The organism is Chitinophaga sp. W2I13 (assembly GCF_050434005.1).
Lineage (GTDB): Bacteria > Bacteroidota > Bacteroidia > Chitinophagales > Chitinophagaceae > Chitinophaga.
Map to the genome: position 1 here is coordinate 4,442,715 of NZ_JBNPWD010000001.1, position 13,227 is coordinate 4,455,941.

At 49.5% G+C, this 13,227-nt stretch carries 8 protein-coding genes; 3 read left to right on the forward strand and 5 right to left on the reverse strand.

Annotated elements, in window-relative coordinates; all coding sequences use genetic code 11:
• On the reverse strand, window positions 1-324 hold the full coding sequence (locus QFZ48_RS18450; RefSeq protein ID WP_370908180.1) for a hypothetical protein: 324 nt from the start codon (window positions 322-324) through the stop codon (window positions 1-3).
• Between the two features lie 147 nt (window positions 325-471).
• Between QFZ48_RS18450 and glgX the strand changes: the two genes are divergently transcribed.
• Entirely contained in the window at window positions 472-2,595 is a 2,124-nt protein-coding gene (gene glgX, locus QFZ48_RS18455; RefSeq protein WP_429063185.1) for a glycogen debranching protein GlgX, read from the forward strand.
• Here glgX and treY read toward each other — a convergent pair.
• Genes treY through QFZ48_RS18475 form a run of 4 tightly spaced genes read right to left on the reverse strand, consistent with a single transcriptional unit; the run spans window position 2,587 to window position 9,090 of the window.
• Window positions 2,587-5,241 (reverse strand): malto-oligosyltrehalose synthase, encoded by a 2,655-nt coding sequence (treY, locus tag QFZ48_RS18460; protein WP_429063186.1) that lies wholly within the window; start codon window positions 5,239-5,241, stop codon window positions 2,587-2,589. The two genes, glgX and treY, sit on opposite strands and share 9 nt — an antisense overlap.
• Entirely contained in the window at window positions 5,231-7,045 is a 1,815-nt protein-coding gene (treZ, locus tag QFZ48_RS18465) for a malto-oligosyltrehalose trehalohydrolase (protein WP_429063187.1), read from the reverse strand. The genes treY and treZ overlap by 11 nt, the downstream gene beginning before the upstream one ends.
• A 4-nt stretch (window positions 7,046-7,049) precedes the next feature.
• Window positions 7,050-8,558, reverse strand: coding sequence for a 4-alpha-glucanotransferase (malQ, locus tag QFZ48_RS18470; protein ID WP_429050603.1), 1,509 nt, complete (start codon window positions 8,556-8,558; stop codon window positions 7,050-7,052).
• Between the two features lie 22 nt (window positions 8,559-8,580).
• Window positions 8,581-9,090 carry a hypothetical protein gene (locus QFZ48_RS18475; RefSeq protein ID WP_429050602.1) on the reverse strand — a complete coding sequence of 170 codons (510 nt, stop codon included), beginning with the start codon at window positions 9,088-9,090 and terminating at the stop codon, window positions 8,581-8,583.
• Between the two features lie 266 nt (window positions 9,091-9,356).
• Between QFZ48_RS18475 and ligD the strand changes: the two genes are divergently transcribed.
• Together ligD and QFZ48_RS18485 are read left to right on the forward strand one after the other, a co-directional pair.
• Window positions 9,357-11,426 (forward strand): DNA ligase D, encoded by a 2,070-nt coding sequence (ligD, locus tag QFZ48_RS18480; RefSeq protein WP_429063188.1) that lies wholly within the window; start codon window positions 9,357-9,359, stop codon window positions 11,424-11,426.
• 57 nt (window positions 11,427-11,483) lie between these two features.
• Complete coding sequence (locus tag QFZ48_RS18485; protein ID WP_429063189.1) at window positions 11,484-13,199, forward strand: GMC oxidoreductase; 1,716 nt, start codon at window positions 11,484-11,486, stop codon at window positions 13,197-13,199.
• Window positions 13,200-13,227: the final 28 nt, after the last annotated feature.

Consider the following 13,227-nt stretch of genomic DNA (forward strand, 5'->3'; position numbering starts at 1 on the left):
TTATTTTGCGGCGGCAATGACTACCCCTTTTTGTAAAATGGACTTTTGTCCCCCGGCAGTATAATATACAACAGGTTTGATCACATTTACTATTTCCATGTCCGGCGACATATCACCGGTGATACTGGCTTCGTAATCCACCCGTGTTTCCCGGTACGGTTCACCCAATGGATTAAGAATGGTATATCCGGCTTCTTCAAAATGCTGTTTGATCCGGTCTATATTACGTTGCAGGGATAGCAGCTCCGGTTTGGTACTTGTTTTCTTGTCCAGTTCAAAAACCTGGTTAATGATCCGGATATGCAGGGTAGATAGTGGGTCCATTATTCAAATGCTGGTCTAAGCAAATATATGGATAATTTAATCTGTTTACAGGGGCGGTCAAGGAAAACGTTTCCTATGTATGGCATCGGCTTTGATGAGAGGTAGGTCCTTTTGAATAACCATATGCTAAAAGTAGTAACCTGATATATGGAAACAACAACATATCCCGGAAGCCCGTTCCCATTGGGCGCCACCTGGGACGGCCAGGGGGTAAACTTTGCGTTGTATGCAGAAAATGCTACCCGGGTGGAGCTGTGCCTGTTTAATGATCCTGCAGGAAGCGCATACGATACTGTCCGTCTTTCGGACCGCAGCAGTAATGTATGGCATGTCTATCTCCCTGGCGCGAAGCCTGGCCTTTTATATGGCTACCGGGTACATGGCCCGTATGAACCGGCGGAAGGACACCGTTTTAACCCCAATAAACTGCTGATAGATCCTTATGCGAAAGCGGTGAGCGGAACTATCAACTGGCATAATTCGCTGTTCGGATATGAACCGGGGCATCCGGATCAAGACCTGAGTTACAGTGAAACAGACAGCGCTCCTTTTATTCCCAAAAGTGTGGTGATAGATCAACAGTTCAACTGGGGTGATGATAAGCCGCCTAAAACACCTTATCAGCAAAGCATTATTTATGAAACGCATGTAAAGGGTTTCACCAAACTGCATCCCGGTATTCCGGATGAAATACGCGGCACTTACAGGGGCATGGCGCATCCGGCCACTATTGAATATATAAAACAGCTAGGTGTTACCGCGGTGGAGTTGATGCCGGTACATCATTTTGTGGCCGACCGTTACCTGGTAGATAAAGGATTAACGAATTACTGGGGATATAACAGCATTGGTTTTTTTGCGCCGGATGCACGATATGCCGCTTCCGGCTGTTGTGGTGAACAGGTCACGGAATTTAAGGAGATGGTAAAAGCGCTGCATGCCGCCGGTATTGAGGTAATACTGGATGTAGTATACAACCACACCGCCGAAGGCAATCACCTGGGCCCCACCCTTTCCTTCAAAGGCGTGGACAACGCGGTGTATTACCGCCTTACAGAGGATAAAAGGTATTACATGGATTATACCGGTACCGGCAATACGCTGAATGCAAGATTACCGAATGTACTGCGCCTGATCATGGACAGCCTGCGTTACTGGATTACAGACATGCATGTGGATGGTTTTCGCTTCGACCTGGCGGCTACGCTGGCGCGTGAGCTGCATGAAGTAGACCGGCTCAGCGCCTTCTTCGACATCATCCACCAGGACCCGGTTATTTCACAGGTAAAACTTATTGCAGAACCCTGGGATGTGGGCGAAGGCGGCTACCAGGTAGGTAAGTTTCCGCCCGGCTGGGCAGAGTGGAACGGCAAATACCGCGACAGTATCCGTGATTACTGGCGGGGAGCCGACAGCACGCTCGCGGAATTTGCTTCCCGGATCACCGGCAGTGCGGATCTTTATAAAGAAGATTATCGCCGCCCCACTGCCAGCGTTAATTTCATTACCGCGCATGATGGATTCACCTTGCACGACCTGGTATCTTATAATGAGAAACATAATGAAGCCAACGGGGAAGACAATAAAGACGGAGAAAGTCATAACCGCTCCTGGAACTGCGGCAATGAAGGACCCTCGCATGATCCGCTGGTGAATACATTACGACTCCGGCAGAAGAGAAACTTCATCGCCACCCTGTTCTTATCACAAGGCGTTCCGATGTTGCTGGCCGGCGACGAAGCAGGAAGAACACAGCAGGGAAACAATAATGCCTATTGCCAGGATAATGAAGTGAGCTGGCTGAACTGGGCAGGCATAGATGAAGAACTACTTGCCTTTACAAAAAAGATGATTGCGCTTCGCCGGCAGCACCCGGTATTCTGCCGCAAGCGCTGGTTCCGGGGCGAGCCGGTGGAGAGTGTGGGCGTAGAGGATATCGCCTGGTTCCTGCCGGAAGGTACGCCTATGTCTGAAGAGCACTGGGATACCGACTTTGCCCGTTCCCTGGGTGTTTATCTCAATGGACTCAGTTTACGCACCCGCGATGAAAAAGGAAACAAAATCCTGGACGACAGCTTTTATATCATCTTTAACGCACATCATGATGAACTGGGTTTTCAGCTGCCTCCCGCAGCATATGGCGACCGTTGGAAGATGGTGGTGAACACTGCCACCAATGAGGAAGGCGATGAATATACCGCCGGCAGCCAGTTGATGGCAGCGGGCAGATCGCTTATTTTATTAATGAAGGAAGAAGATAAATCAGCCTGATACCATTTCCAGCAGGGCAACCGGGAAGCGATCCAATAATGCCAGCGGAAGCTTCCCGTTTTCCGTTGTTATCCTTTCTCCCGTAAATATATTACGCCATTGCTGTGGCATATTGTTATCCAGCACCAACCACCGCTGGCCAATATTATTATCCGCATTTAATAGCGGCGCTATTACCAGGCAGATATTCTGTTCATGTTGCCGGGCATAGGCTATCAGCGGATCCTGGTCGCCGCTGAGCGGGAGATAGTCGCCTTGCTGAAAAAGTGCAGCATGTGCTTTCCTGAATTGTAAAGCTTTGGCAGCAACAAATAATTTCTCCCAGGCAAAGTGGCGGTTTTCCTTCAGCAGTTTTATTAACGCGGCCGGATCATCTTCTTCCAGCTGCTGTATCAGTGACAGCATATTGGTGCGGCTGAGATAATTTACCGGGCGGCGGTTATCGGGATCTACAAAGCTGAAGTCCCACAGTTCGCAGCCCTGGTAGATATCCGGTATGCCCGGCGCCGTAATTTTCAGCAGCAGCTGGCTGAGTGAATATATAGGCGCATGCTGGTTGATCTTTTCCATAAAAATGCGGAGGCTTTCCAGGAAGCCATGATCCGGGGAAAACAACTGTTGGATAAAACGCAGGCAGCTGTTTTCATAAGCTTCGTCCGGCGCAGTCCAGTTGCTGTGTTCTTTTGATTCGCGCAGCGCTTTGATGAGATAATCGGAAAGCCGTGTGATAAAATCTTCTCCGGGATCATTATTTTCAGGAAAGCCTGCGATGATGGATTGGTAGATGAAGTATTCATCATTTTGCGCCGGTGCGGTTTCTTCGCGGAAAATGCTGTTCATGGCATGCCATTGCTGTACCTGCTGAATCCAAAGGTCGGGAAGCAGGGTGAGTACATTTAAGCGGATGCGCGCATCTTCGCCACGTTTGGTGTCGTGCGTGGCTGTAGCATTCAGTGATCCCGGAAATAATTCCTGCCGTTTGATACTGCGTTCGTGAAAAGTCGCCGGTGTGCATTTATAACCTGCGGGTGAATCTCCTACTTCGTTGTGCGAAAGCAGGGCATTATACACATAAAATACGGTGTCTTCCACGCCCTTTGCGGTGAGCGGGCCGGTGAACTGCATCAGTCTTTTTAAAAACTTTAAAGCAACAGCAGGTTTTTCGAAATCTTCCTCCCACCAGGAGCGGATCAGGGTAAACTCCTCTGTTAATGCAGGCACACGTTGTGTGGCAGCGGTAAGCGCTTCTTCAAGAATATGTATGTCGTTTTCAGGCAGTGGCCATATTTCAGGATAAACACGGTATACAGGCATGCATACCATCCATAATCCCAGCGCCGCTTTCAGCTTCTGGCGGTCGGTGTTTTTTGGCGCCAGCTGGTATTGGAACAACAGGTGCACCAGGTTATCCCATTCGGCGCTGAGTTGTGTTTGGAGGATCATTGTTTTTTTATTCTGCACCAGCTGACGGTATTTGGCGAGTCCGGGGAACAGGGCCCGGTAAAAGCGGCTGATCTTTTCATCGCCCCAGTGATTGGTGAGCAGATGGTTTACATCCGACAAAAATTCATAGCCGGTGGTGCCATCCAGGTGCCAGTTCTCCGGCAATGACTCTCCTTCTGCCAGGATCTTTTCTGCTATAATGTAACAGTTGTCCCCAAAGCGTTCGCGGAGCCTGCGTACATACATAGCCGGTTCCATCAGGCCGTCGATATGATCGATGCGTAGTCCCTGGATAAGACCTTCCTGGTATAGCTCGTGCAGGAATTTGTGCCAGGTGTCAAATACCTGTTTGTCTTCCATCCGCAGGGTGAGGAGTCCATTTACGGTAAAGAAGCGGCGGTAGTTGATCCGTTGCTCCACTTCGCGCCAGTAGGTAAAAAGATAGTATTGTTGTTCCAACAACAGGGTGAGCAGCGCTTCGTGGTTGTTCACCTGTTCCAGGAATGTGTTGAGTATGGTTGTTTGCAGCAAACCGGTAAACAGCCGTTGCTTCTGTGCAGACCAATCTTCCGGCGATAATGGCAGCCGGCTGTTTTGTTTGAGGGTAAGCAGGCATTCGTATATCTGCGGATGTAAATCGTCGAAGGCATCGAGGAGAATATCATAGGCGGTAGCCGACAGCGGGAATTGCAGTCCGCCGGTATCGAATTTAAAGCCTTCCGTATCAGCTGTAAAGGCGATCTGTTTTTCAGTGATGGCCTGCGGCAATGGCCGGTCGAGGAAAGGAACCATCAGCCGGCCGTGGAGTTGCGGATCGCGGTACTCCCAATCGATATCAAAGAAATGATACCAGGGAGAGGAAGGGCCTCTTTCCAATGTGTCCATCAGCCAGGCATTGCCGGGATGCAGCGCCATGTGATTGGGTACAATGTCCTGTATCCAGGTCATGCCGCGTTGTTTGAGTGCAGCGCTGATCCTGCGGAGGTCGTCCAGTGTGCCAATGGCAGGGTTGATGCGATGGGGATGAATGCCATCGTATCCGTGTAAACTGCCGGGTACTGCATCGAATATGGGAGATGCATAAATGGTGGTGATGCCCAGTTGCTGCAGGTAGTCGAGTATTTCTTCCAGGTGTGCAAAGGTGAATGCATCATTGAACTGTATGCGGTACGTGGAAAGAGGGTAAGTAGTATCAGTTTTCATAAGCAATTATTTCATAAACAACAGCAGATAAAGGTGGTATTACCAGTTGGTTTTCGTTTTCAGCTGGAGGTAATGTACCTGGTCCGTTGAACCGCGTACTGGCAGAATCAAATATCTGCCGCAGTTTGCCGTGGGTGGTGTAGGGTACTGTTTGCGTATTGGAATCGAAATTAAATATGATCAGCAGCGTATCAGCGTTCATGCGGCGCTCCAGTATCAGCAGGCGTTCATTTTCTGCACGGTGCACACGGGTGCCTTCCCGGGCGGTGTTGTAAAGAGCCGGTTGTTGTTTACGCAGCGCCAGCAATGCTTTATAGCAGTTGAGCAGGGCCGTGTTATTATCACCAGTGGTATTCCAGCTTAATTTACTTCGCTGAAAAGTAGCAGCATCCTGTGGATCGGGCGCTTCGCCGGCGTGTGCAAATTCCCGCTGCCGTCCTTCCTTTACTGCCTTCATGAGTGCGGGGTCTGTATGAGAGGTGAAAAACAGGAACGGATTTTTTTCTCCATATTCTTCTCCCATAAATAATAAGGGAATAAAGGGAGATAATATGACGGTGGCAGCAGCCAGTTTGAGCGCTTCAAACGGAACCAGTGACGACAGCCGTTCACCCAGCATCCTGTTGCCGGTTTGGTCGTGGTTTTGTGAAAAAACAACGAACTGGTGGAACGGGTTACCGGAAGGTTCCCTGCCGAATTTTCTTTTGCGGTGAACGGAATACTGGCCGGTATAAACGTAGGCGTTTTCAAAGGAGCGGGCGAGATGTGACACGGCGCCAAAGTCTTCGTAATATCCTTGCTGCTCACCGGTTAGGAGGCTATGCAAGGCATGATGGAATTCATCCACCCACTGCGCATCAAGGCCGTAACCTCCTGATGATGCGGAGTTGATAAAGCGTGGATCGTTGAGGTCTATTTCACCGATCAACAGTTTCCGCTTGCCGGTGCGCTCCTGCAGGTCTTTTACGGCTGCCGACAGCTCTTCTGTGAAATGCACAGCGCTGTTGTCGGAGAACGCGTGCACCGCATCGAGACGGAGGCCATCGATATGAAACTCCTCCAGCCACATTAAGGCGTTTTGTATATAAAAGTTACGGACGCCATCGCACCAGGGGCCGTCGAAGTTAACGGCATCGCCCCAGGGTGTTTTATACTTATCGGTGAACCAGGGCGCGAAGTCGGAGAAGTAGTTGCCTTCCGGGCCCTGGTGATTATATACCACATCCAGGATCACAGCGATGTCCAATGCATGGGCTGCATTAACAAGCGTTTTCAGTTCATCCGGTGTGCCATAGCTGTTGTGTACCGCGAACGGATATACGCCATCGTATCCCCAGTTGCGGTTACCCGGAAATTGCGCGATGGGCATTATTTCAATGGCTGTAATGCCAAGTTCTTTGAGATAATGCAGGTGTTGGATGATGCCCCGGAAGTTGCCTCCGGCAGAGAATGTGCCTGTATGTATTTCATAGATGATCATTTTTTCGGGGTCAATACCGGTCCAGTGATCATCTGTAAATGTGAACGACGTTTCAGGAACAGCGGATGGGCCGTGTACGCCTTCCGGCTGCCAGCGGGAAGCCGGGTCGGGGCGTTGCAGGTGGCTATCCAGCAGGTAGGTGTACCGTGTTCCGGGGCGTATGTCCGTTAGCGTTAGTTCCCAATATCCTTCCGCTGAACGTTCCATTGGTAAGAGGCGGTCGTGCAGTTGCAACGCCACTTCCTTACGGAAAGGCGCCCACAGCCGGAAGGTGGTAGCTCCATCTGCGTTGGTGAATATTCCTGCCAAATCGTATCTGCTCATAAAATTACCGGTTATATAGCTGTGTCCATTTTTTTAATCTCGTGATCGTCTTTTTGTCGAACTGCCCCGGCAGCATTCGCCATGCCCAATGTTGCCCTTCTGCTGCGGGTTTGTTCATCCTGGCGGCAGCGCCGAGCCCAAGTACATCCTGCATGGGCAGTATGGCATTGGCCGCAACAGAAGCATATATCATGCGGGCAGGCAGGAGGTGTTTTTTCTTTTTACCGGGCGTAATGCCGGCGTATTGTTTCAGGCGATTGCATGCTGCCGGCGATGCCTCTTCCTCCAGCCATCCGGCAATGGTATTGTTATCGTGTGTGCCGGTATATGCGTAGCAGTTTTGCGGATAGTGATGGGGGATATGCACACTTACGGGCATATCATCGCCGAAGGCGAACTGTAATACTTTCATACCTGGTAACCGGAACTGGTCCCGGAGGTCTGTCACCGCTTTATCGATGTCGCCGAGGTCTTCTGCTACGAAGGGATTGCCGGGAAAAGCGCTGATCATCGCTTTCAGCAGGTCGCCACCCGGACCTGGTTGCCATTCGCCGGTCTTTGCAGTGGGGGCCGTGGCGGGCACCTGCCAGAAAGCGGCAAAGGCCCTGAAGTGGTCGAGCCGGAGAAGGTCGAACCAATGCATGTTCCGTTTAATCCTTTGCATCCACCACTCGTAGCCGGTACTTTTAAGTTGTGGCCAGTGATAGATGGGCATATTCCACCGTTGACCGTTTTCGTTAAAATAATCCGGCGGTACGCCTGCTACGCTGGTCATGTTACCTTTATCGTCCAGCAGGAAAAGTTCGCGGTGGCTCCATACATCTGCTGCCGCGTGGCTGATATAAAAAGGCAGGTCTCCGAACAATTGAATGTTCCGCTGGTGGCAATATGTTTTTAGTTGCTGCCACTGCCGGTCGAAGATGAACTGCCACCATTGTTCCTTTAAACTGATGGCGGCGTATTCAGTGCTGAGACGGGCATCTTTCTTACGGTCGGGCGCATCCCATTCCTGCCAGGGTTTGCCGCCGTATTTGACAGACAGCGCTTTGTGCGTGGCATAGCTTTTCAGCCATGTTGCCTCACGATTGCAGAAGGCGTCAAAGTCGGCCGCTATTGCAGGATAAACGCCGTTGCTGTAATTTAACCAGGCCGATTCCAGGATGGCCATTTTATACCGCGCGGCCACATTGAAATCCACCGTATCTGCCGAAGGCAAAGTAAATTTTACCAACATCTCTTTATCCAGCAATCCGTCTTCCATCAGCAATTCCGGGCTGATCAGCAAAATGTTTCCCGCCATAGCGGATAACGCACTGTACGGGGATGCATTGGAAATATCAACAGGATTTACAGGCAGCACCTGCCATATCTGCTGGCCACTGTTGTGCAGCTGGTCAGCAAACTTCCGTGCAGCAGGCCCCATATCTCCTATTCCAAAAGGGCCGGGCAATGAAGTAATATGCAGGAGTATCCCTGCCTTCCTTGCTATATTGCCGGAAGGTTGTAACGCCATATGTTGTATTTAAAATAACGGATCAGGCAGATAATCGACGGGGCGCTTCCTGTGTTGTTTGATTTCCGTGCATCATTTCCTTTATCAGTGAAGCCACGTTGCTCAGCACCGGAACAGGTTCTGCGATAACTGTCCTGCTGTAATCTTTTTCAAAGATGATTTTCAGTGCATCTCTTAAACAATAAATATCAGGCTGCTTGGGCAAACAGTCCGAGAAGCCATGCGTGCTGAGGTTATCAAGGGGTAGCTGCTCTGCGGCCGCTGCAAAATGTATCACAGGTACAGTGGCCAGCCTTTTTAACCTGCGGATTTGCTGAATAAACAAGGCAGCATGTGCAACTGGTACCCCCGAACTAATAAATATATAATCGGGGACGAAACCGGGTTGTAGTTTCAGATAGGCAAGCGCCTCAAAGGTGTTGTCCTGGCAAATACAGGCCTGGTTAACTTTCAGCAGGTCTAAGGACAGGTAAAACTGGATGCGTTGATCTGCTTTTTCTTCAATGAGAAGGCTGGTAATTTTCTTTTTCATACGACACAATATTGGGATCTGGTTACATTTTAATCCGGAAACAAATCAGGTGCCGGATGATGATATGATTATAAAATGGCTGTGGTGGCCGTTCAGCGGGATCTGTCTTTTTTTATAAGTGGGGATAATATCACTCAATTGTGTAATAATGCCGCAGTGGGTAAACAGCCTGAGGGATTTGTTACAGGCTCATCTGGCGCGGTTATCACGCAGGCTTCGCTTTTATTAACGGTTACTTTTGGCATAAGAATTACTATTAAGAAAGTATGCGAACATCAACGGTTAAAAAGAAAAGATCTTCTCCCCCGGCAAAGGCCGGCAAGGTGTCCGGAAAACTGCAAACACTACTCCGGAAGTATGGTTTTACAGATGCACCGGAGAAGCCTTTCCCCAAAACAGTGAAGCCCATGCTGGCAACGCTGGTAGACCAGCCCCCCGGTGGAGAAGGCTGGCTGTACGAAGTGAAGTGGGATGGTTATCGTGCTGTTGCCTTATGTAAAAATGGTGACGTAAACCTGATATCAAGGAATAACAAATCTTTTAATGATAAATTTTATCCTGTTCACCAGGCATTGCTGCAGTTGAATAAAAATGCAGTGATTGATGGTGAAATTTGTGTACTCAATGAAAAGGGAATCGCTCATTTTGGCGCGCTGCAAAACTGGCGGAGCGAGGCGGATGGGGAACTGATCTATTATATTTTTGACCTGTTATGGTACGACGGAAAGGATCTTACCGGCTTGCCGCTTACCAGCAGAAGGGGGCTGCTGGAGGCCCTTATCCCCGGAACAGACATCATCCGTTACAGCGAATCTTTTAATACGTCCGCCACTGATCTCCTGGCAGCTACAAAGAAAATGGGAATGGAAGGGATTATGGCGAAGAAAGCAGACAGTTTTTATATCCAGGACAGGAGCAGGGACTGGCTAAAAATAAAATCCAATAAAAGGCACGAAGTAGTGATCGGCGGGTTTACTAATAACGAAGGTTCTCCCAAGGCATTCAGCTCCCTGCTGGTAGGCGTGTATGAAAACGGGAAGCTGCGGTATACCGGTAAAATCGGCACCGGGTTTAATACCAGGCAGCAGCAAGAATTGATGCAGCGCTTTCAGCCATTGAAAATAAAGAAATGTCCTTTTATAGAAACGCCTGATGTAAACCAGCCTTCCCGCTTCCGGCCAAACCCGCCGGTGGCAACCGCTACCTGGTTGAAGCCCGAATTGGTTTGTGAAGTGAGCTATGCAGAAATCACGGGCGACGGCGTCATGCGGCATCCAAGCTTTGAAGGCATGCGGACCGACAAGCCAGCCAAAGCTGTTACCGCCGAAGAATCCGCTGAATTAGTGGATATACTCCCTCAAAAAGAAAAGACGAAAACCGTGCGGTTAACCAAACCGGTTGGTACGCGCAGCCGCAAATCGTTGTTGAATCCAACAGAGGCAACACAGGTAAAACAGGTGAGCCAGCATCAGTTGAAGTTCAGTAACCTTGGAAAAAAATTCTGGCCTAAAGAAGGATACACTAAACGGGATATGCTGAATTACTATTACCAGATGGCGCCTTACATCCTTCCTTATCTTCAACACCGCCCCCAGTCGCTTAACCGTTTTCCCAATGGGATAGAAGGTAAAAGTTTTTACCAGAAAGATGTGACCGCTGTAGCGCCTGAATGGGTCAAACAGTTTCCCTACCGCACCAGCGAAGGGGAAGACAAAAATTTCCTGGTAGTAGAAGATGAAGCGAGTTTACTCTGGATGGCTAACCTGGGAGCCATTGAAATGAATCCCTGGAACAGCACCATTCATAACCCGGATAATCCCGACTGGTGTCTGATTGACCTGGATCCCGATAAGGGTAATACTTTCGCGCAGGTGATTCAAACTGCGCAGGTGGTGCATGAGGTACTGGAGGGATTAGGAATTAAAAGTTATCCTAAAACTTCCGGCTCTACGGGCATTCACATTTATATTCCCCTGAACGCAAAATATTCCTATGATCAGTGCCAGCTTTTCGGAAAGCTGGTTGCCACCAAAGCACAGGAGCAGTTACCAACATTTACCAGTATTGAGCGGATGACCCGCAACCGAAAGGGAAAGATCTACATCGATTATTTGCAGAACCGGCCCAAAGCTACGCTTGCCGCACCTTATTCATTGCGGCCCAAGCCAGGAGCCACGGTTTCCATGCCCCTGTATTGGGAGGAAGTGAGGAAAGGATTAAAGATGACCGATTTTACCATTGAGAACGCATTGGCACGTGTCAAATCGGAAGGGGATCTTTTTAAACCGGTATTGGGAAGGGGGATTAATCTGGAACGGTTGCTGAAAAAATTTTAGGTGACGCGGATAGCCCGTGTTTCCCTATTTTAGCAATTCATTTCCACAATCCATGTTATGAAAGAGCGTTCCTTCTTCATCAATGCAACAGGCATTCAGCAAAATACATTTGACGCTATTGTGATCGGCTCGGGGATCAGCGGCGGGTGGGCTGCGAAAGAGTTATGTGAACAGGGATTAAAAACGCTGGTGCTGGAGCGGGGAAAAAATGTGGAGCATGTAAAAGATTATCCGACTGCGACTAAAGCGCCGTGGGAATTTAAGCATCGCGGGCAAATGACGAAGGAGTTTTTACAGGAGAATCCTTTGATCTCCAAGGCTGCGGGGTTTGGAGAAGATACTGCACATTTTTTTATCAAAGATAAAGATCATCCTTACATACAGGAAAAGCCGTTTGATTGGATACGCGGCTACCAGGTAGGAGGGAAGTCGCTCACCTGGGGGCGTGCCTGCCAGCGTTGGAGTGATTTTGAATTTACGGCCCCCGAGCGGTATGGATATGGCCCCGGCTGGCCCGTTAATTATGAAACGGTTGCGCCCTGGTATTCGCATGTTGAAAAGTTCATTGGCGTATGCGGTACCCGAGATGGCATTGAAGCCATGCCGGATGGCGAATTTCTGCCGCCATTTGATCTTAACTGCGCAGAAGCAGCGATACAGCAAAAGATCCATGCAAATTACAAAGACCGTCACCTTGTACATGCGAGGTGGGCGCATCTTACCGAGCCAAAAGAAATACATTTCCAGCAGGGCCGTGTAAAATGCCAGGCCAGGAATTTATGTATGCGGGGATGTCCTTTCGGCGGCTACTTCAGCTCCGTTTCTTCTACGCTGCCGTGGGCAAAGAAAACCGGGAACCTTACGATACGGCCTTTTTCTGTTGTGCATTCCATCATTTACGACGAACAAAAAGGCAAAGCTACGGGTGTGCGGGTAATTGATACCAACACAAAACAGGTCACCGATTTTTTTGCACGGATCATTTTTGTAAATGCCTCGGCGCTGAACAGCAACCTGGTGTTGCTCAACTCTACCAGCCGTCGTTTCCCTGACGGTCTTGGTAATGACAGCGGGTTGCTGGGTAAGTATGTAGCGTTTCATAATTACAGGGCGTCGGTGAGTGGCGGTATAGAAGGAATGGAAGATCAATACTACTATGGGCGTAATCCTACGGAGCCTATCATTGCCAACTACCGGAACCTGCACCGCCAGGACACTGATTATGTAGGTGGGTTCACCACTTTTATGGGCGCGCATCGCGGGCGGGGAAACGGGGAGGGCATAGGCGCTGCGTGTAAGGAAGCGTTATCCGAACCGGGCGCCTGGAGCACTTATATGTATATGCAGGGAGAAACTATTCAGAAAGAAACCAACCAGGTGAGATTAAGTACCGACCAAAAGGATCAGTGGGGCATACCACTGTTGGTGATGTCTGTTGATTATGATGATAACGACGAAAAGATGATCCGTGACTTCCTGACGCAAAGTGCAGAGATGCTGGAGAAGGCAGGGTGTAAAAATATTCAGCAGCATGATAACAAGCAGGCCCCGGGTCTGGACATACACGAAATGGGAGGTTGCCGCATGGGGAAGGATGCCCGTACTTCGTTGCTGAACGAATGGAACCAGCTGCATCATTGTAAAAATGTATTTGTAACAGATGGCGCTGCCATGGCGAGTACCGGCAATCAAAGCCCTTCGCTTTTATATATGGCGCTCACGGCAAGGGCTGCGAGCTATGCGGTGAGTGAAATGAAGAAGGGAAATTTGTAACAACAGTTTTTTTATTGAGGGTTTGTCG